The organism is Limnohabitans sp. DM1, assembly GCF_001269385.1.
Taxonomy (GTDB): domain Bacteria; phylum Pseudomonadota; class Gammaproteobacteria; order Burkholderiales; family Burkholderiaceae_C; genus Limnohabitans_A.
Map to the genome: position 1 here is coordinate 164,469 of NZ_CXOO01000026.1, position 20,756 is coordinate 185,224.

The following is a 20,756-nucleotide window of genomic DNA, read 5'->3' on the forward strand; positions in this document are numbered from 1 at the left end:
AAAAAATGAACGACCTCGGCCGAATCGAAGACCTGCCCCCAGACTATGTGCAGGACCTGCGCAACGTGAACCTGGTGCCCCTGTGGCCCAGTCTGCGCGGCGTGCTGCCCCCCAAAGTGCCCACCCGCCAGACCCAGCCAACTTGCTGGGCTTACAAAGACATCAAGCCGCTCTTGCTCAAAGCGGGCGGGCTGACCCCGATTGAAAAAGCCGAACGCCGCGTGCTGGTGCTGGCCAACCCCGGCCACGGCCTCGACAAAATGCAGGCCAGCGCGGCCATGTACTTGGGCATGCAACTGCTCATGCCCGGCGAGTGGGCTCCCAGCCACCGCCACACGCCCAACGCGGTGCGCATGGTGGTGGAAGGCGAAGGTGCCTGGACCACGGTGGACGGCGCGAAATGCCCCATGAGCCGGGGTGACTTGATCCTGACGCCCACAGGCCTGTGGCACGAGCACGGCCACGACGGCACCGAGCCCGTCATCTGGCTCGACGTGCTGGACCTGCCGCTGGTCTATTACATGGAGGCCAGCTACCACATCAACGGCGACCGCCAGACCGTGGTGCCCGGCCAAGGTGACAAGCAATACGCCCGAGGTGGTGTGGTGCCCTCACATGTGTTTGAGCGCAGCAAGAAGGCTTATCCCATGCTGCGCTACGCCTGGAAAGACGCCAAGGCCGCGCTCGAATCGCTGGCCTCTGACGATACCGGTTTGGAGCAAGTGCAAGTCACATACACCAACCCCGAGACGGGTGGCGATGCGGAAAACATCCTGGGCTTTTACGCCCTGATGCTGCGCCCCGCCCAAACCCTGCGCTTGCCAGCGCGCTCGCCCGCGCAGATCTTCCATGTGATTGAAGGCGCGGTGCATGCGCAAATCGTTGCCAGCACCTTCACCCTGGCCGAAGCCGACACCTGCTGCGCGCCCGGCTATGAAGCCGTGACGCTGAGCAACCTGAACGCCAACCAGCCTGCGTTCGTGTTCATCGCCGACGAATCACCGCTGCACCGCAAGTTGGGTGTGTACGAGAACCGAGGCTGATGCCCAGCATTTGTAGGAGCTTGCCTGCAAGCGATGGTCTGCGGGCCGCAAGCGCTTGAATCGCCAGCAGGCTGGCTCCTACAAAAAAACCTTTCACCCTCTGAATGACCCCATGACCACTTACCTCTTCAATCCCACTGCGGTCCAATCCCTGCTCATCCGCGGCAAAACCGAGCGCTTCCCCGTCAACCGCATCTTCTGCGTGGGCCGCAATTACCACGCACACGCTGTCGAAATGGGCCGTCCCGTCGACAAGCGCGTCGAGCAAGCCTTCTACTTCACCAAGTCGCCGCAGACCCTGGTGGAAAGCGGCCAGGCCGTGGCCTACCCACCGCGCACCAGCAACTACCACTTCGAGATGGAGCTGGTGCTTGCCATCGGCAAAGCAGGTTTCCGCGTGAGCGAAGCCCAAGCGCATGAGCTGGTTTACGGCTACGCCGCAGGTTTGGACATGACCCGCCGCGACCTCCAGTTGGTGGCACGAGACAAAGGCCGCCCCTGGGACACCGGCAAGGACATCGAGCAAGGCTCGGTCTGCTCCGAGATCGTGCCCATGCCCGGCGTGGTGATCGAGCGCGGCGCGATTGCGCTGGAAGTCAACGGTGCCACCAAGCAGTCGTCCGATGTGGACAAACTGATCTGGAATATCCGCGAAATCATTGCCGACCTGTCCACCTATTACCACCTGCAGCCCGGCGACCTGATCTACACCGGAACGCCAGAGGGTGTGGGCGCAGTGCTGCCCGGCGACAAGATAACGGGCCGTGTGGAAGGCGTGGCAGAAGTGGCGCTGACGATTGGCGCAGCAGAATAAATAGACGACCCATCTGGCAAGCTCGAACATCCATCACCCCGCATGGACAGCCACGCTGACTCACCATCACCCACCAGGAGAATTCCATGAAGCTCTACAGTTTTTTCAGAAGCGGCACCTCGCACCGACTGCGCATTGCGCTCAACCTCAAAGGCATAGCCACCGACTATGTGGCGGTAGACCTGCGGGTGGACGAGCAGCAAAACGAAGCGTTCAAGGCCATCAACCCGCAAGGCTTGGTGCCCGCGCTCGACACCGGCGAGCAGGTACTGATCCAGTCGCCCGCCATCATCGAGTGGCTGGAAGAAAAATACCCCACGCCGGCGCTGTTGCCTGCGGGTGCTGACGCCCGTGCGCATGTGCGGGCACTGGCGGCGATGGTGGGTTGCGACATCCACCCGATCAACAACCGCCGCATTTTGCAAACCTTGCGCCAGCAGTTTGGGGCCAACGAAGACGCCATCAACGCCTGGTGCGGCACATGGATCAGCGAGGGTTTTGACGCCTACGAAACGCTGATTGCTGCTGACAAGACGCGCGGCCGTTTCAGCTTTGGCGACACCCCCACGCTGGCCGATGTGTATTTGATCCCGCAAGTGGAAAGCGCCCGCCGCTTCAAGGTGGATCTGGCGCGCTGGCCCCTGATCAGCGCCATCGACAAGGCCTGCGGCGAACTGGACGCGTTCAAACAGGCTGCACCCATGGCCCAGCCTGACGCATGAATGGTTGGGCGCTTTAGGTTAAGCGTTGAGCGTTGAGCGTTGAGCGTTGAGCGTTGGGCGTTGGGCGTTGGGCGTTGGGCGTTGGGCGTTGGGCGTTGGGCGTTGGGCGTTGAGCCTTGAACCTTGAGCGTCTAGCCTTGAGCGTTGATGCTCAGGTGAGTGCGCAATACGCTGAACCCTGAACCCTGAACCCTGAACCCTGAACCCTGAACCCTGAACACTGAACGCTAGACGCCAAACACCTCGGTATCCACCTCGCTGTTGGCCTGCGCGTTGTATCGGTTACCCGCCACCGTGTTCTGGTTGATCAATGCCTCCAGGCGCATCAACAAACCCGCGTCCAAGTTCACATCCACCGCCCCCAAGTCATCGCACAAATGTGCCACGGATGTGGTGCCGGGGATGGGGATGATGTGGTCCGCCTTGTGCAACAGCCAGGCCAGCGCCAGCTGGGCAGGGCTGCAAGCGGCTTCCCGTGCCAGGGCGTGGTAGGCGGGCAGCAGCTTCTGATTGGCCGCGAAGTTTTCCGGGGCAAAACGCGGCATGCTGCGGCGGATGTCCTTGGCGTCCAGACGTTCGATGTCAATCGGCTCGCCACACAAAAAACCACGGGCCACCGGGCTGAACGCCACAAAGGCGGCGCCCAGTTCACGGCAAGCTTTCAAGAGCGCGATTTCGGGATTGCGCGTCCACAGCGAGTATTCAGTCTGCACGGCCGCAATGGGGTGTACGGCATGCGCTTTGCGCAGTGTATGGGCTGACACCTCTGACAGGCCAATGGCTTGAATCTTGCCCTGACGGACCAGGTCGCTCAAGGCGCCCACACTGTCTTCAATCGGCACCTTTTTGTCCCAGCGGTGCAGGTAATACAAGTCAATCACGTCCGTCTGCAGCCGACGCAGGGCGTCTTCACAGGTCTTTTTGATCGATTCCGGACGGCCATCGATCACCCGCACCAGTTTGCCGTCACCCGGGTCCACGCCCTGCATGCCGCATTTGCTGGCCAATGTGAACTTTTGGCGGTGGGCCTTCAACACCTTGCCCAGCAAGGTTTCATTGGCGCCAAAGCCATACAGGGCAGCGGTGTCAAAAAAGGTCACGCCCTGGTCGAGCGCCGTAAGCAAGACGCGCTCAGCCTGCTCGGCCGAGACAGGGGCACCATAAGCGTGGCTCAGGTTCATGCAGCCCAGGCCGATGGCACTGACTTGGAAAGAGGCAATGTGTCGATTTTTCATCCCGCCATCTTAGACGCTCCATGCGCACGCCCCACAGGCTCAAACTCTGGCAACACAGCCCCTTGTCAGCCTCAACCCAAGCGTCAGCCCTGCAACTCAACGCAGGGTAAGGGTCAGCGTGGCTCGGGGTGTAAAGCCCCCTTGTTTCGCCGCTTCCGTGCGCGCTGTGCCCATGAAAATTTGGCCAGCGGGCACCTTCCTGGCCATCAGCGCATCACGTACAGCCGAACCTCGCGCCTCGGCCAAAGACTGCATATCGGCCGGCGTCACATCCATGGCCGCCAACAGCAAAGCCGACATGTCGGCGGGCGAAATGTCTTTGGGCATGCCCAGCAGATTGCGCGGCTTGGGCACGTTCGAGCGCATATAAACAGCCTTGAGCAAGGCCTCCTGCTCGTCGGCAGACAGGCCTGTTGCCGCTGTCGCATCCTGACCCTCACGTCTAAGCCTGCGGCGTTTTTCCGCCAAGAGCTGGTCCTGCAGCCTGGCCTGACGGTAGGCCTCACGCTCAGCGTCCATGTCGCTGTAGCCCGCCACAGTGAGCTGCAAATTCGGGCGATCCATCAAGGCCTGGGCCACCTTTTGAATGGACTGTTCAGCCTCTTCGGTCAATGAGGCGGTGCCAGGGGCAAAGCCCAACTGCTGAAGGTCTTCTTGCCCGCTCAAAAGACCCGTGATCAGATTCAGCGGCGAGGTGATGGCCTTTCCCACCAGGTTCATCAGCAGTTTCCAGACAATGGCGCCCACGCGGAAATCCGGGTCATTGATGGAGCCGCTCACGGGCAGCTGGATGTCAATCACGCCCTGACTGTCAGCCAGCAAAGCGGCCGCCAACTTGAACGGCAGATTGGGGGCCGTACTGCCTTCGGCCCGATCACTGAAGCGCAATTGGTGGAGGATGAGCTGATGGTTCGCCTGCAACTGACCCTCGCGGTCCAGGTGGTAGTTCAGCGTGGCTGAGAGCTTGCCGCGCTCAATGCCATAGCCTGCGTATTTGCTGCTGTAGGGCGACAGCTGGGGAAGTTCCAGGTCACGCAACTGCCCTTTCACATCCAGCACCATGGGTTTGACCAGTGGATTGATGAGGCCCTCGACCTCGACACTGGCTGAGCCAGCGCCCAAGCCGCGCAGGCTCAGCTTGGCCAATTCAGGTGCATGTGCACTGGCCACCTGGTTGGAGACCGCCGACAAACTGCCGCTCAGGCCGTGCAACTCGGTGGAGACATGGGGCTGCACATACACGTCAGAAAAAGCCACCCGCCCGTTGACCAAGGCCATCGGCCCCAGTGCAATCACGGGCTGCAGCCCTACAGCGGTCGCATGGGACGCAAGGGGCGCAGGTGCCACTGGCGAACCCTTGCGCAAGCCCAGCCAATTGAGGTGCCCCGCTGCATCAATCGCAATGCGGGCTGAAAAATCACTGAGCACGGTTTGCGCCACCTTCAGGCTGTGCAGGGCACCGGCCTGAATGCTCACATCCAAGCCACGCAAATTCAGGTTTTTGGCATCCAGCAAGGGCGCATGTGTGGACCGCTCTTCGGTACGCAAGGCGCTCAGGGTCAGATCACCTTGCAGGCCCAGGCCCAGACCCGCTGGCGCCAAGCGCACATCCAGTGCCCCGGCATAGCTCAGGTCTGCACGCTTGAACGTCACATCCAGCACGGGGGCCAGATAAGGCCCCAACTTGTGCGCCGGAAACTTGTCCATCTGCAAGCGACCCGACAGCGCCAAGGGCTGAGCTGGGGTGTCGGATTTTGACGGCTCGGACCAATGTACACGGCCATCAAATTCGACACGACCAGGCGCTCGTCGGGTTTCACGACCGTCTTGACCACTTTCTCGGCGCACATTGACAACCGTCAGTTGTCCTTGCAGGGTCATCGGCTCATGTGCCTGGCCCGTGGCGTGCCAAGCCCCGGTGAGCACGTTCACATCTTGCAATTGCAGCTGCACCCCGGCAGGCACAGCGCGATCATCCCAATGGACCTGCCCCCCAGTGACCCGAACCTGGTGAACACCCCCTGTCCAAGGCTTTTGGCCCGGTGCCTTGGCCCCAAGCGCAGTGGAAATGGCCGGATCTGCAGACACGGGGGCTGAAGTTGCCCCAACGGCAGGCGCAAGCCGCCAGTCTTCAAACATCCAGCGCCCGTTGGCTTGGCGCATGATCTTGGCCACCGGCCCAGTCCACGCCAGTTGCCCCACCCGCCACTGCGACCGCAGCCAGTCCACCTCCAACTGCGCCAACTCCAGCGAGTCCCAGGACAGTTCCGGCTGGTTGGGCGAGCCCAAAGACACCTTGTCCAAACGCACCGACGCAGCCTTGAGCAACATCTGCCCATCACCGGCCCCAGCTGAGCTGGCGTTTTTCCAGTCCAGCGTCAAGTCTGCCGAAATCTGCCCCGCCATCTGGTTCAACAACTCTGGGCGCACATGCGCGGCGCCATAGCCCGCACCTGCAGCCAAGGGCAGCGCTTGGGCGTTCACGCGCAATTGCCCACGGGTCAAGTTGGTTTCGCCCTGCCAGCGGATGCGTCCACCCTCCAGCGTTGCCGAGCCCTCCAGTTTGGCCAAGCCCACAGATGCGCCCGTGGGCCACTTCAGGTCATTGGCCTTGAGCACCACATCCCCCAGCGACAGCTGGGTGGGCACAGGTGTGCTGGCATCGACCCAATGCACTTGCCCGCCCGAAATGTTCAGGCGCTGCAAACTGAATACAGACGTCGGCCCAGAAGTCGTATCGAGTGCAGGCGCATCGTGGCCGGGTGCCTTGTCCGAAGCCACTGGCCACAAGGCCTGTAACTGTCCCTGTGCATTCCGGCGCACATGCAGCACCGGCTTGACCACGTCCAGCGAAGCGAGCTTGAACACCTGCTCGAGCGGTCGCCATTCATCGACTTTCAGCGCCAGGCTGGCCACTTCAAACAGCGACAAAGCGGCATTTTGTCCGGCAGCCTTTTCCTGCAATTGCACGCCCTGTGCCGACAACTGCCCCGAGATCCCTACTTGGGGACTGTCCGTTTGCTTGAACGTGACCGTCAAGTCCAGATCCCCACGCCCCTGCGTCCAGCGCACGGGCCAGGCAGCAGGCCAGTAGCGCACATAAGGCGCCACATCCAGCCCTTTGATGTGAAGCTGGGCCTGGGCGCGCCTGTCTTGGGCAAAAGGCGCCGTTTCGGCTTCGCTGTCGAACGCCACACCGTTGAGCTTGAATGCCAAACGTGGGTGTGTGCTGACCTCGCGGCGCGCACCGATGTTGCTCAAAAACGGGATGTGCAGCGTCACCTCATCCAGGGTGTGCGTCAGCGACTTGGGCGCATCGTGAAACACCACACGCCCCCCTTCAATGCGCACATTGAACAACGAAAACCGAGGCATCTGTCCTGGGCCATCGCCTGGACTGCGCCCCAGGCCCAGCAAATCGTCCACATCAAAATGCCCCTGCCCTGAATGCGTCAGCTGCCACAGTGGCTGGCGCACCACCACTTCGTCCAGCACAGGCGCCCCATGCCACAAAGACGCCAGCGCCAGATTCAGGCGCACCTCCTCAATTTGCAAGGGCGGCGACGCTGTAAGCTGCGCAGCGCCTGCCGGCCCCACGCGCAAGCCCCGCAGCACCAGCGCCATCGACCAAGGCTGAAACGAAACGGAATCGACCTGGACGACACGCCCCAGCGCCTGACTGCCCTGCGTCTGCACCAGCCAACGCGTCCCCAAAGGAACGCACAGGGCGCTGAGCCCCCACAGCAGCGCCCAGCCCACCAGCACACCCGCCACCCAACGCCAGCCGCTGTGCAGGCGACGCCATTTTGGAAATAATTCTTTGTGATTCATAGAGGCCCCGATTCTCTATGATCCTCGGGCCCCCCATCGCTGCCGATGGTGCATCGACTCACTTCAGCCGAAAACGCTGCAAGGCTTGCACGGCCACCGGGGACTGTGCAAGCCAAGGCAGCACAAAAAGGCTTTGGAAGCAATTTTTCCTAACCCGCGCCATTTGCCTGCGCGCGCCTTCCTATTGATTCGGCACGCTGAAGTTTGAATTTTTTGCGCCGTCACTGCTTATAAATTCGGCCCGATGAAGTCTGAGCCGTGTGTGGCCAGTTGGGAGGATTTTGTGGGAGCTTGCCAGCCAAGCGAAAAGCCTGTGGTCCACAAGCGTCTGATCGCCAGCAGGGCTAGCTCCCACAAGGTGCAAGATTGAAGTCACCCTGCAAACTTCACAGGGCCGGATCAATAGAAAGAACGCTCAAGTAGCACTTGCTCTACCCCCTCACGTCCCGGAAACAGGCTGCACAGCATGAGGCTGCAGGGAATGACGACACACCGTATCCACATCCAAGTCAGTCAAAGTACCCGGGCCTGTCATGGGTCGGAATTTATCGATCAAGCTGCTGGATGCGGAAAGCACTCGCCCATCCTTGTCCTTGAACCACTCCATGCCGGACGGCTTGACTGAGAAATCCTGATGCTGCTGACGCTCTTGCTCCAAAAGATCGGCCATGAGCTTTTTCTCCTGAGTCACATCAATCAAGACCAGCGCACACTCCTCACCCAAGTCATCAAGCGTACCCTCAATACGCACGGTCATGTCTGCCCGACGTCCTGTACCGGACAAGGTGACCTCCAAATGGTCGCGGCACTTGCCGCTGAGCACCGACTGGTGAAACGCCAGGAATCGTTCGTGATCCTCTGCAGAAATGAAGCTCAAAAAAGAATGCTTGCTGCGACTCGATCGCTGAACACCCAGCATGATGGCCCCCGCCAAATTGGTGTGAACGACCTGACACTGGGCATTCAAACTGACAAAACCCACCGGGGCGAAATCGTAGGCATCTTGATACTTTTGCAACAAACGCGCATCCGGTGTTGACAATGCATCGCCTGTCTGAAGCGTCTCTGATTCAACGCTGCTCATGCGCAGGGCACGCTCGTACAAGCGTTGCTTTTCCGCTGTTACCAAAGAAAAACATTCACACACCTGCCGCGTCAAACCTTCGCGGTCCAATATGGCAATTTTTCCACGTCCACTGGACACCAGTCCTGCCGATTGCAACTTGCCCAAAGCCTGCGTCACAGATTCCCGGCGAACACCCAACATGTGGGCAATCATCTCATGGGTGATTTTGATGGGCTCTTCAGGCAGGGCATCGCCATTGAACAGTAGCCAATAACACAGTCGCTCACTGACCGCATGGTGCCCAATGCAAAGAATGCTTTGCGACATTTGCGTGATCATGGCTTGCACATAAGACAAAGCCAAATGCTGCAAAGCCTTGGAATGCAGCAACTCTGCCTCAAAAACATCGGCAGACATTCTGAACGCACGCCCAGCGCGCTGCACCATGACACGGTGATTCATGGATGCCCCACCCAAAACCAGGGGGATACCCACCAACCCATCACGACCTGTCATCGCCAGCTCGGAGGTTTCACCATCTTGCGTCTGCAACACGAGACTTGTCGTGCATGTGGTTGGGAAATACACAAAGTCCAAACTCTCCCCTGGTTCATAAATCACTTGCCCTGTGAGCAGATCAATTGACTTCAAGTGCTCTGCAATGCGGGCGTATTGACTCAAGGGCAATGCGGCTAAAATAAGATTTTTGCGCGCACTTTCAAGCATAGGGTAAGACATAAATATCCTCTTCAAGCGTTGTGAAAATGCAAGCCGATACAGCTTTCACGCCAGAGACAGGTCCTAAAAAAAACCCATTGGCTCTACTGCATGGTCTGCGAATGGTTCTCCAATTGCTATTGATCAAACGATATGAAATCATTGGCATTTCGATATCTATCTTTCGATCTATCCGGCAGCACTATGGACTCGTACACACCGCGCATTGAGCATGCACTGATCGAAGCTTTGAACCCTCTGCAAGAAGCTCTGACATCAAGTTCAGCGACACACCTTGATGATGTGAAAGCGTCCATATCACTGGCACCCAAGTCCTTAATTTAGTACCTATCGCGTGGCCTGTCCGTTCGTTGAACGACATGCCACCTGCAGACGCCAAGCAGGAAGTAACCCAAAACACACAACCGAATTTTGCGTGCTCTGGCGCACATACTTATTGCCCTAAAAAATGCACCATATGCGGTGCACAGGGACAAAAAATTCAAAAATGGTCAGACATACCAGTGCTGATTTTTCCGCGCCAGGGCGGCAAATTTTCACGGCATGTCTGCACAAAGAGCCCATCTGCCAGACCCATTGACCGGGTTTCAAGCGCAAATGACCTGGGGGTATCAAGCCCCAGATGAATCCATTGCACCTGATCTTCAACCTTCACCGAGGACTCTCCATGAGTGGCATCATCGGCGCAGTCTCGCAAAGAAACATCGTTCCCGCATTGGTCAAGGGTCTGCAGCATATGGCGTTACATGCTCATGACACTTGCGGTCTGGCCGTGCATGGCATGTTGAACGCAAAAATTGCACCCTCCAAATTGCTCAGGATGCGCAGTGTCCACGGCATGGCCGACTTAGCTTCACGGTCCACAGACCCACTGCTGGGCCTGCAAGGCACAACCGGAATGGGACACATACGATCAGCCACGCAGGCCGAAGCCACCCTTTGCAATGCACATCCGCACTTCAGCTATGGCCCACACGCAGATCTGAGTCAACCGGCACAGGTGGCCTTGGTGCATAACGGCACCATCGACAACCACCAGGGTCTACGCACCAACCTCATGGAACGGGCCTACACCTTCACCAGCCAAACAGACACCGAAGTCATTGCACACCTGATGAACGCCACCTACCAAGGCGATGCCCTGCAGGCCGTTCAACGGACTCTGGGACTGCTACAAGGCACTTACGCCTTGGCCGTCATGTTTCATGACCAGCCTCAGCGCATCCTTGCAACTCATTCGGGTTTACCTTTGATTTTGGGCATCGTTCAGCAGGCGCTTTATATCGCCAGTGACAAGATGGCCTTGCCTGAAAACACAGAACATGTGGTGTACCTGTGCGAGGGCGATGTGGTCGACATTCGCCACAAGCAATACGCCATCACTGACCGGACGGGCAAACACCTCAATCGCCCCATTCACGACGTGCGGACTTGCCACTGACAGCGCAAGCCTGGATATGTAAGCCCGGGCCTTCAAGCCCACCCTGGATGCAGACCGCGAGCTGCTCAATCAGGTGTCTGAAGTGACTCGCCCATTCGCGCCACACGGCGCAGCACCTCGGCAGTTGTGGTGGGCAAGCCGAAAAATTCCAGATAGGCCGGGATCTGTTCGTACAGCATGTCGGTGCCCACCTGGGTGCAGCAGCCGCGTGATTGCGCTTCGGCCAGAAATGCGGTGGTTTCGGCACGCATGACCACTTCGCCCACGAAGGTGCCCGGTGAAAAGCGCGACACATCCACCGGCAGCGGGTCGCCCTCGTTCATGCCCAGGGGCGTGGCGTTGACCACCAGGTCGTGGTCCGCCGGGTCATTTGATCCGGTGCGCACTTCAATTTGGGGGTGAGTGTTTTTCAGGCGTTGGGCCAGCGCGTTGCAGCTGGCGCCGTTCACATCGAACAAACTGATAGCCGCCACGCCTGCGCCAGCCAGCGAGGCGGCTATGGCACACCCCACGCCCCCCGTGCCCACCACCAGCACGCGCTTGGCGGCCACATCAAAACCTTTGCGCTGCACACCGCGCACAAAACCCGCACCGTCAAACATGTCGCCCACCAAGCGGCCATCCGGTAAGCGCTTGACGGCGTTGCACGCTCCGGCCACGCGCACGGTGTCTGTGACCTCATCCAACAAGCCAACGGTGCTGACTTTGTGCGGCATGGTGATCAAAGCGCCACGGATATTTTCAAGCGTGAACACCGACTTCAAAAATGCCGGGTAATTCTCGCTTTTGCAACCCATGGGCACGACGACGGCGTTGATACCCGCCTGCTCAAAATAAGGGTTGTAGATCATCGGCGACTTGAAGCTGTGGGTGGGGTAGCCGATGTGGGCAATGATGTCTGTGTGGCCGTTGATCATGGGAAAAGTTGGCGTGTCAAAAAAGGTCGGGCCAACAAGCAAGCCAGCCCAGCGGCCTCACGCAGGCGAAAGACGCAGGCGTGAGGCTGCTTGTGTGGCTTTACTTGCCCGACTTCTTGGCCGGTGCAGCAGCAGTGCGCACCTTCTCGATTTCGGCTTGCAGTTCCTTGACCAGGTCCTGTCCCACGGTCACGCCGTATTTGGCGGTCACGGGGCGCATCTTGTCGCGCAGCTTGGCCATTTCGGACTCAGGCAGTTGCGACACTTGCATGCCGTTTTTCTTCAGGTTGTCCAAAATGCTGGCTTCCAGAGTGCGGGCTTTTTCGCGTTGAAACTTGGCCGATTCGGTGGCCGCATCGGACACGATTTTCTTTTCGGCAGCCGACAATTTATCCCAGAATTTCTTGCTGATCACGACCGACTGGGGGTTGTACTGGTGACCGGTCAACGCCAGGTGCTTTTGCACTTCGTACAGCTTGGCACCATTGATGGTGGCCACCGGGTTTTCCTGTCCGTCCACGGCTTTTTGCTCCAACGCCGCATAAAGCTCAGGAAACGGCAGCGGTGTGGGGTTGGCCCCCAAGGCTTTGACCCAGTCCACGTTGATCGGGTTGGGGATCACGCGCAATTTGAGGCCTTCGAGGTCTTCCACCTTGTTGATGGCACGCTTGCTGTTGGTGATGTTGCGAAAGCCCAGCTCGTAAAAGCCCAGGCCGATGATGCCCTTGTCCTCGAGTTTGGCGTGCAGCTTTTTGCCAAACGCGCCGTCCACCGCCGCATCAGCTTCTTTGCCCGAACCGAACATGAAGGGGAAGTCAAAAATCGCGAACTCCTTGACCTGCGAGGCAAAGATACCCGAGTTCATGGAGGCCATCTCCAAAGTGCCGCCCTGAATGGCCGACACGTTGGCCTGGTCGCTGCCCAGTGCGCCGCCAGGGAACACGTTGACCTTGATTTTGCCGCCCGAATTCTTCTCGACAATTTCCTTGAACTTTTCCATGCCCAGCACGATGGGGTGGCCTGCTGCGTTCTGGTTGGCGAACTTGATGGTTTTGTCCTGCGCCGAAGCCACGCCCATGGCGGCCAGCGCCACGGTGGCGATCAGGGATTGGATGAATACACGTTTCATGAGATGTCTCCAGAAAAAAGAAGGACGTACGCTGTGCATCAAAGGGAGGTTGTCAGGCGTACCCGGTCAGACAACCCTACCCACATCAAATCAATAGAACCAACGCGCCGGCACCATCACCAAAGCCGGGAAGGCCACCATGGCGAACAGGATGGTGAACTGGGCCAGCATGAAGGGCATCACGCCGCGCGTGACTTCATCCATGCTGATTTTGCCCACCCCCGCCACCGCGTTGAGCACCGTGCCCACAGGCGGGGTGATCAGACCAATGGCGTTGTTGATGATGAACAGCACGCCAAAGTAAACCGGGTCAATGCCCGCAGCCTTGACCACCGGCATCAACACGGGTGTCAACAGCAAGATGGTTGGCGTCATGTCCAGCGCGGTGCCCACCACCAGGGTGATCACCATGATGGTCAGCATCAGCAGGCGTGGGCTGTCCAGCAAAGGCTGCAGCAACTCGATCAACTGGGCGGGCAAATTGGCCACCGTGATGAGCCAGGCCGAGACCATGGCCGCGGCCACCAAGAACATCACGATGGCGCTGGTTTTGGCGGCACTCACAAACAAGGGGTACATGTCTTTCAGACCCAGCTCGCGGTAAATGAAGGTCGAAATGAACAAGGCATACACGGCGGCCACCACCGCCGCTTCGGTCGGGGTAAAGACCCCAAACTTCAGTCCAAAAACCACAATGAGCGGCATCACCAGGGCCCAGGTGGCTTCGCGCATGGCCACGCCAATTTCACCCATGGATTTGCGCGGAGGCACCTGCACCACTTCGCGCCGCGCCAACCACCACCAAGTGACCCAGAGGGAAACGCCCAGCAGGATGCCCGGCACGATACCGGCCATGAAGAGCTTGGAAATGGACACATTGCCCGCCACACCAAAGATCACAAAACCAATGCTGGGCGGAATCACCGGAGCGATGATGCCGGCCGAAGCGATCAAGCCCGCCGAGCGAGCCCGGTCATGGCCTGCCGACACCATCATGGGCAAGAGCAAAGCCGACAAGGCCGCCGCATCGGCCACCGCCGAGCCCGACAGCGCCGCCATGATCACCGCAGCCATGATGGTCACATAGCCCAAGCCGCCTTTGATGTGCCCCACGCAGGCCATGGCAAAGTTCACAATGCGGCGCGACAAACCGCCCGCATTCATGACCTCTCCGGCCAACATGAAAAACGGCACGGCCAGCAAAGGAAAGCTGTTCGATCCTTCGAGCAGGTTTTGCGCCAGGATTTGCGCGTCGAACATGTCCAGGTGCCACATCAAAGCCACACCGCAAAGCAGCAGTGAAAAAGCGATCGGGATGCCGATGGCCATCGCGCCCAGCAGAGACAAAACAAAAATGGCAATCGTCATGTCGGTCCCCTGCCCGCTCAGGCTTGGCCTGCGCCGTGGGGCGACTCTTCGGATTCCTGGACCATGACCAGGTCTTCATCGCGCATTTGCCCCGTGAGCAAACGCAGCAACTCGGTCAGCAGCATCATGCCCCCCAACACCGCAAACACCACACCGGGCGCATAAACCCAGGCCATGGACACTTCCATCACTGCACTGGTGCTGTCCCAATTGATCAGGGTTTGCTGGTAGGCACCGCTGAACAACAGCCAGCAGATGTACAGCATCAAGCCATAAGACAGCGCCAAGCAAAACTTTTTGCCGCCGGGCCCCAACTTGCCCACCAGCATGTCAGTGCCCAGGTGGCCACGCTCCTTCAAGGCCACGATCGCACCCATGAAGGTCATCCACACAAACAACCAGCGCGACAACTCTTCGGACAAGGTGATGCCCGAGTTGAAGGCATAGCGCATGACCACATTGCCAAACACCAGCACCACCATCACGGCCAGGCAAGCGGCCATGACCATGCTCAGGGCGATGCAAAACCTGTCGATGACTTTTTGGACCATCGCACGACTCCAAGTATGAATTCGCCGATTATGTACGAACTGGTTAGTTTTTCAGGGGCGGATTTACCCGTACAGGCCCACGACATCAACACATGCACCGATGCATCCGGCTTGTTGAAGCCCCTCCACCAGCTGCAAGGCGTTGGGCTTTGAACCGAATCAAGCGGGCGGAATCGACCGGCTGACGAAACGCAAAATCAACTCGACCACATGCACCCGCTTGAGGGTATTGGCCTTGTCCTGGCTGGCGCGGTCCTGAAAAATCAGGCCAAAGGTGTGGCGGTTGGAGACGTTGAAGAACGTGAAGGCTGAAATCGCCGAGTGGATGTCCACCGGGTCCAGCCCAGACCGGAACAGGCCCTCGGCCACACCCCGGTCATACACCTCGCGCACCGACTCGATGGCCTTGGAGTTGAGCTGCTGGATGCTCTGGCTTTGGCGCAAATAGTCGCCGCGCTGAATGTTCTCGTTCATCACCAAGCGGATGAAGTCTTCATTGTCGCGGTGGTGGTCGTAGGTGAATTCCACCAGCCGCTGCAAGGCCTGCACGGGCGGCAAATCGTCCAGATGCAGGTCAGATTCGATGGCCCGCATGCGCCGATAGGCTTCTTCCAGCACCGCCAGATACAGGCCGTCCTTGCTGCCGAAGTAGTAATAGATCATGCGCTTGCTGGTGCGCGTGGCCGCTGCGATCTCGTCGATGCGGGCCCCGGTGAGTCCTTTGTCGGCAAACTCATGCGTGGCCACGGCCAGAATCTCGGCCATGGTGCGCGCCGGGTCGTTGGTGCGGCCGGTGCCTGTGCTCGTGGGCGGTTGTGGCTCTGAAAAATGCACCGGTTCATTCATTCGGGGAGTATAGAGGGCCTGCGCTTGCTTCTAAGCCGCCCTGCTCGCCAGATTGGCAAACAAGTGACGCCCTGCTGCGCAAGTCCCGGCTACAGTTGCCGCCAATCTGTTCACTCAAAGGTACACGCATGAAAACAATCGGCATGATCGGCATCGGCATGATGGGCCACGGCATCGCAAGCAATTTGCTCAAGCACGGCCAAAGCCTCATGGTGCTCGAACACCCTGGCAACCAGCCGCTGGATGCCCTGCTGGCCGCAGGCGCACGCACCTGCACCACGCCCCAGGCCTTGGCGGCGCAGTCGGATGTGATCATTTTGTGCGTGACCGGCACGCCCCAGGTCGAGGCCGTGCTGCTGGGTGAAGACGGCGTGCTCAAGGGCATGCGTCCCGGCACCATCGTCATCGACTGTTCCACCGCCGTGCCCGCCTCCACCGAAAAAGTCGCGGCCTTGGTCACGGCGCAAGGCGGGCAGTTTCTGGACTCGCCCATGACCCGCACCCCCAAAGAAGCCGCCGAAGGCCGACTGAACTTGCTGGTCGGTGGTGATGCCGCCTTGTTTGAGGTTTGCAAGCCCATCCTGTCGTGCTTTGCTGAAAACATCGTGCACACCGGCCCGATTGGCTCGGGCCACCGCATGAAGCTTTTGCACAACTACGTCTCACTGGGCACCGTCACCCTGCTGGCCGAAGCCGCCGCGTGCGCGCAGCTGTCGGGCGTGAATGCCCAGACCTTTGTGGACGTGCTGGCCATGGGCGGCGGCTGGGGCGCGGCGCTGGAACGCCTCAAGCCCACGCTGGCCACAGGCGACACGTCGGGCCTGCGCTTTTCCATGAGCAATGCGCTCAAGGACCTGAGTTACTACAACCAGATGGCCAGCGACACCCACGCCGACCACACCGTGGCACAAGCCGTCAAAAACACGCTGGAAGCCGCCTGCCAAGAAGGCGACCCGAACGCCCTGGTGCCCGAATTGATTGGCTTGTTGGTCAAGCGCCAAGGGGCTTGAAACTCGGCACGGATTGGCAGCTCAAGCAACTGACCATGGACTGGCGACATGCCCTCGGGATGAAGGGCCGTGGTATGCGCGGCCTCATGGCGGCGAGGGCACCTCTGCTAACGGTGATGGTGTCTTGATCATCGTGATCACCCCAAACGGACAACGCCGGGCGCACAGGCTGCAACCGGTGCAAGCTTCGGGCTCATGCAGCACCGAATGCTTGCGCCAGGCCACGACCTGCAAGCTCAGCACATGCGGGGGACACGCCGCCACACACCAGCCGCAACCGGTGCAACGGGGGGTGTTGATGTGGGGCAACAGCATGTCAACACCCATGCTCAGCGGCTTGACGGCAAGATTTCCAGCACTGTCTGTGGTGGGCGGCACACCCGCACGCCCAAAGGTGTGACCACGATCGGACGCTGGATCAGAGCCGGGTGCTGCGCGATGAAGGCCAGCAGTTGTGCATCTGTCCACTTCGGGTTGCCCAGGTCCAGTTCTTCATATGGCGTGCCTTTTTGGCGCATTACATCGCGCACGCCGGCGCCCATGCGTTGCACCAGCGACAGGATTTCATCGCTGCTGGGCGGGGTCTTGAGGTATTCCACCACGGTGGGCTCCACACCGCTTTCGCGAATCAGGGCCAGCGCACCGCGCGAGTTGCTGCATTGGGGGTTGTGATAGATGGTGATGCTGGACATGGTGGTTTCGATTTCAATGTTTCCGATTGTCACCGTCAGATGTCAGTGATCGCAGTCTGTGAATTTTCACATCGCTGGATTCGACTTGTCTCAACCCATTTCACATTCTGCGCACACTCAGGTACCGCCAAACGGCCTTTTCGAGTTCGACCAAAAGGAACACCGCACAGGCCAGAACACCGATAAGCACCCAACTTGTGGTGTCCAGGGACTGCGTCTGAAAGGCCGCTTGCATGAAGGGCGCGTAGGTAAACAGCAACTGAATCACCACCATGAGCAGGCCCACACCGATGGCCACCGGGTTGCCGGTGAGCGTTTCCAGGCGAAAAGCCGAGCGGGTGAAGTGGCGCGCATGGAACAGGTAAAACAACTCGCTCAGGACCAGCATATTGACGGCGCCAGTGCGGGCCAACTCCAGGCTACTGCCGCGTGCAAGCTCCCATTCAAACACAAAGAAGGTGACCACCACCATGAGCAGACTGACGAAAACGATGCGCAGCACCAATGGTCGTGTCAGCAAAGGCTCTTGCGGCGGGCGTGGACCATGCCGCATGACCCCCTCTTCACCTGGCTCGAAAGCCAGTGCCAAGGACAGCGTGACGGCGGTGATCAGATTGACCCACAAAATTTGTCCTGCCGTCACCGGCATCGCCACTCCCGCAAAAATAGCCAACAAAATCACGCCCGCCTCGCCGCCGTTGGTGGGCAGGGTGAACAACAGGGTTTTCTTGATGTTGTCAAACACCACGCGGCCCTCACGCACGGCACGGGCGATGGTGGCGAAATTGTCATCGGTCAGCACCATGTCTGCGGCCTCGCGAGCCGCATCCGTGCCTTTGTGCCCCATGGCCACGCCCAGATTAGCCGCCTTCAGTGCCGGGGCATCGTTCACCCCATCGCCAGTCATGGCCACCAGATGCCCTTGTGCTTGCAGTGCGTGCACCAGGCGCAGCTTGTGCACCGGGCTGGATCGGGCAAACACATCGGTTTGCAGCGCACAGGTTTTCAGGGTCTCGTCATCCATCGCCTCAATGGCTTCGCCTGTGAGGGTGTGGTCTGCGGTCAGACCCAGTTGCGCGCCGATGGCCGCTGCCGTGAGGGCGTGGTCGCCGGTGATCATCTTCACGCGGATACCAGCCTGCTGACATTGCGCCACTGCGTCCATGGCCTCGGGCCTTGGGGGGTCAATGAGGCCCACCAAACCCAGCAACTCAAAGCGCGGCGTGATGTCGTCCATGCTTACATGCCGTGTGCCCTCGGGCACAGCGCATTGCGCCAGCGCCAGCACACGCTGGCCCAAGGCCGCAGAGTCAGCCACCGCCGCTTGCCAATGCGCCAGGTCCAAAGGCATGCCGCCACTGGTGGTGCACAGATTGAGTACCACCTCGGGGGCACCCTTGAGCAACAACAGACACTGATCCTGCGCCCCGGCATCTTGCGGCAACGCCCCCTGCACCAGCGTCGCCATGAAACGGTGTTGCGATTCAAAAGGAATCACATCGAGCCGCTGATAGGTTCGGCCCAGCACATCGGCGGTCAATCCAGCTTTGCAGGCCAAGGTGATGAGTGCGCCTTCGGTCGGGTCACCCACCATCTGCCAGACCCCAGCCGCGCCAGCAGCACCATCGTCTGCATTGCCCTTTGCAACGCGCTCAATCCGCGCCTCGTTGCACAAACCAGCACAACGGGCCAAGGCCAGCAAGGCAGGCTCTTGGGCAGGGTCCACGGCTTGATCGCCGTCCCAAAAACCGCCCACGGGTGCGTACCCTACACCTTCAATGCGCAGCTCACGCTGGGGCAGCGCCAGATGCACAGCGGTCATTTCATTTTGAGTCAGCGTCCCGGTTTTGTCAGTGCAAATGACGCTGACTGACCCCAGCGCCTCCACCGCTGGCAAGCGCCGAACAATCGCTTTTTGCCGTGCCATGTTGCGCGTACCAATGGCCAGCACCACCGTTACCATGGCAGGCAAACCCTCTGGAATGGCGGCCACCGCCAAGCCCACAACCGCCATGAACAGGTCATGCACGGGCATGTGCATCACCGCATAGCCATAGGCAAAAGACAAAGCCCCCACGCCCAAAATGAAAGCGGTGATCTGAGTCGCAAATTGATCGAGCCGGTGCGTCAACGGCGTGACCAAGGACTGCACGCCCCCCACCAGCGTGCCGATCTGCCCGATCGCTGTGCGCGCCCCGGTCGCCACCACCACACCCATGCCCTGCCCCACGGCCACCAGCGTGCCGGAATACGCCATGCTGCTGCGATCGCCCATCGGCGCAGTCTCTGGCACTGCATCGCTGTGTTTATTGACCGGCACCGACTCGCCCGTGAGCGCAGCCTCGGTGATGCGCAGGTTTTTACAGCGCACCAGGCGCATGTCGGCGGGCACCTTGTCACCCGATTCCAGCAACACCAAGTCGCCCGGAACCAGTTGTTCGGCCGTGATTTGTTGACGCACGCCATCGCGCCACACCATGGCCCGGCTGGCCAGCATGCCGCGTACCGCGTTCATGGCTTTTTCGGCCTGGCCTTCCTGCACAAAGCCAATCAGGGCGTTGATCACCACGACGAGCAAGATCACCGCCGCATCCATGTAGGCCTGTAGCGCCATGGTGAGCACACCGGCGATCAGCAAAACGTAGATCAAGGGGTTGTGAAACTGCAGCAACAAGCGCCGCCAAGCGGGCTGACCCGGCACGACAGGCAAACGGTTGAAGCCATGCTGCTGCAAGCGCAAGGCCACAGCCGAGCTGCTCAGTCCGTTTTGTATTTCTACCGCTTGGTCTTGCAACACCTGCTGCAGGTTTTGGGCATGCCAGTTGGTGGGGCGCTGCGCTGAGTTGTCAGGCGCCGCGCCAGATGGCGAGGAAACTCGCAGAAGCGGCCAAACCATGCCGCCCTCAGGCCCTCAAGACCATCACGGGCACCGTTGACTGTGCCAGCACTTTTTGCGCAACACTGCCCAGCACCAGGGCCGAAACGCCACCGCGCCCATGCGAACCCAGTGCAATCAAGTCACAGCCCAGCGATTGTTGCGCCTCCAAAATGCCTTTGATCACCGACTTGTTTTCGACCGTGGCGCTGTGAAAGGGCAGCTTCAAACCGTCGCACTCGCGGCGCAAAACGCCCAAGTGCTGCTCGGCCCATGCCATAGCCTCTTGGCTATGGGCTTGCTGCCCCCAAGTGGACGCCTGCCCCACCCCGATGTACAGGTAAGGGTCAATGACCACCAGGCCAAACACCTCGGCACCCTGGCATTGAGCAAATTCAATGGCCATGTGGGCTGCAGCCATAGACGCCTCAGACCCATCAATGGGCAGCAAAATTTTTTTGACCACGGCAGATACTCC

18 protein-coding genes are annotated in these 20,756 nt (G+C 59.7%); 5 read left to right on the forward strand and 13 right to left on the reverse strand.

The window, feature by feature from the left end; translation table 11 throughout:
• Positions 1-5: 5 nt before the first annotated feature.
• The 3 genes from AMM33_RS10680 (at position 6) to maiA (ending at position 2,579) form a co-directional block, all read left to right on the forward strand.
• On the forward strand, positions 6-1,043 hold the full coding sequence (locus tag AMM33_RS10680; RefSeq protein ID WP_090141146.1) for a cupin domain-containing protein: 1,038 nt from the start codon (positions 6-8) through the stop codon (positions 1,041-1,043).
• Positions 1,044-1,155: 112 nt separating this feature from the next.
• The gene (locus AMM33_RS10685) at positions 1,156-1,857 is read left to right on the forward strand and encodes a fumarylacetoacetate hydrolase family protein (protein WP_090141323.1); all 702 of its coding nucleotides are present in this window, start codon (positions 1,156-1,158) and stop codon (positions 1,855-1,857) included.
• An 86-nt stretch (positions 1,858-1,943) separates the two neighbouring features.
• Positions 1,944-2,579 (forward strand): maleylacetoacetate isomerase, encoded by a 636-nt coding sequence (gene maiA / locus AMM33_RS10690; RefSeq protein ID WP_090141148.1) that lies wholly within the window; start codon positions 1,944-1,946, stop codon positions 2,577-2,579.
• Positions 2,580-2,806: 227 nt separating this feature from the next.
• On the opposite strand, the gene AMM33_RS10695 is transcribed toward maiA, so the two are convergent.
• The 4 genes from AMM33_RS10695 to AMM33_RS22440 all read right to left on the reverse strand — a co-directional run bounded on the left by AMM33_RS10695 (position 2,807) and on the right by AMM33_RS22440 (position 10,104).
• Entirely contained in the window at positions 2,807-3,814 is a 1,008-nt protein-coding gene (locus tag AMM33_RS10695; protein WP_090141150.1) for an aldo/keto reductase, read from the reverse strand.
• Between the two features lie 96 nt (positions 3,815-3,910).
• Positions 3,911-7,645, reverse strand: coding sequence for a DUF748 domain-containing protein (locus AMM33_RS10700; RefSeq protein ID WP_090141152.1), 3,735 nt, complete (start codon positions 7,643-7,645; stop codon positions 3,911-3,913).
• Positions 7,646-8,084: 439 nt separating this feature from the next.
• Positions 8,085-9,437: a helix-turn-helix domain-containing protein gene (locus AMM33_RS10705; protein ID WP_194945384.1), complete on the reverse strand. Its 1,353-nt coding sequence runs from the start codon at positions 9,435-9,437 to the stop codon at positions 8,085-8,087.
• A gap of 493 nt (positions 9,438-9,930) precedes the next feature.
• The gene (locus AMM33_RS22440; protein WP_228768071.1) at positions 9,931-10,104 is read right to left on the reverse strand and encodes a hypothetical protein; all 174 of its coding nucleotides are present in this window, start codon (positions 10,102-10,104) and stop codon (positions 9,931-9,933) included.
• 12 nt (positions 10,105-10,116) lie between these two features.
• Here AMM33_RS22440 and AMM33_RS10710 point away from each other — a divergent pair, with 12 nt between their 5' ends.
• Complete coding sequence (locus tag AMM33_RS10710) at positions 10,117-10,890, forward strand: glutamine--fructose-6-phosphate aminotransferase (RefSeq protein ID WP_194945385.1); 774 nt, start codon at positions 10,117-10,119, stop codon at positions 10,888-10,890.
• A gap of 65 nt (positions 10,891-10,955) precedes the next feature.
• On the opposite strand, the gene AMM33_RS10715 is transcribed toward AMM33_RS10710, so the two are convergent.
• The 5 genes from AMM33_RS10715 to AMM33_RS10735 form a co-directional block, all read right to left on the reverse strand.
• Complete coding sequence (locus AMM33_RS10715) at positions 10,956-11,807, reverse strand: shikimate dehydrogenase family protein (RefSeq protein ID WP_090141159.1); 852 nt, start codon at positions 11,805-11,807, stop codon at positions 10,956-10,958.
• Positions 11,808-11,907: 100 nt separating this feature from the next.
• Positions 11,908-12,936, reverse strand: coding sequence for a TRAP transporter substrate-binding protein (locus AMM33_RS10720; protein ID WP_090141160.1), 1,029 nt, complete (start codon positions 12,934-12,936; stop codon positions 11,908-11,910).
• A 90-nt stretch (positions 12,937-13,026) separates the two neighbouring features.
• The gene (locus AMM33_RS10725; protein WP_090141162.1) at positions 13,027-14,304 is read right to left on the reverse strand and encodes a TRAP transporter large permease subunit; all 1,278 of its coding nucleotides are present in this window, start codon (positions 14,302-14,304) and stop codon (positions 13,027-13,029) included.
• 17 nt (positions 14,305-14,321) lie between these two features.
• On the reverse strand, positions 14,322-14,855 hold the full coding sequence (locus AMM33_RS10730; RefSeq protein WP_090141164.1) for a TRAP transporter small permease: 534 nt from the start codon (positions 14,853-14,855) through the stop codon (positions 14,322-14,324).
• Between the two features lie 159 nt (positions 14,856-15,014).
• Positions 15,015-15,701, reverse strand: a complete 687-nt coding sequence (locus AMM33_RS10735; protein ID WP_090141166.1) for a TetR/AcrR family transcriptional regulator — start codon at positions 15,699-15,701, stop codon at positions 15,015-15,017.
• 104 nt (positions 15,702-15,805) lie between these two features.
• Here AMM33_RS10735 and AMM33_RS10740 point away from each other — a divergent pair, with 104 nt between their 5' ends.
• Positions 15,806-16,711 (forward strand): NAD(P)-dependent oxidoreductase, encoded by a 906-nt coding sequence (locus tag AMM33_RS10740; protein ID WP_255350688.1) that lies wholly within the window; start codon positions 15,806-15,808, stop codon positions 16,709-16,711.
• Between the two features lie 84 nt (positions 16,712-16,795).
• On the opposite strand, the gene AMM33_RS10745 is transcribed toward AMM33_RS10740, so the two are convergent.
• The 4 genes from AMM33_RS10745 to AMM33_RS10760 form a co-directional block, all read right to left on the reverse strand.
• Positions 16,796-17,026: an ATP-binding protein gene (locus AMM33_RS10745; protein WP_228768072.1), complete on the reverse strand. Its 231-nt coding sequence runs from the start codon at positions 17,024-17,026 to the stop codon at positions 16,796-16,798.
• Between the two features lie 14 nt (positions 17,027-17,040).
• On the reverse strand, positions 17,041-17,403 hold the full coding sequence (gene arsC / locus AMM33_RS10750) for an arsenate reductase (glutaredoxin) (protein WP_090141325.1): 363 nt from the start codon (positions 17,401-17,403) through the stop codon (positions 17,041-17,043).
• A 100-nt stretch (positions 17,404-17,503) separates the two neighbouring features.
• Positions 17,504-20,299 (reverse strand): HAD-IC family P-type ATPase, encoded by a 2,796-nt coding sequence (locus tag AMM33_RS10755; RefSeq protein ID WP_090141173.1) that lies wholly within the window; start codon positions 20,297-20,299, stop codon positions 17,504-17,506.
• A gap of 7 nt (positions 20,300-20,306) precedes the next feature.
• Positions 20,307-20,744 (reverse strand): universal stress protein, encoded by a 438-nt coding sequence (locus tag AMM33_RS10760; RefSeq protein WP_255350685.1) that lies wholly within the window; start codon positions 20,742-20,744, stop codon positions 20,307-20,309.
• Positions 20,745-20,756 lie beyond the last annotated feature (12 nt).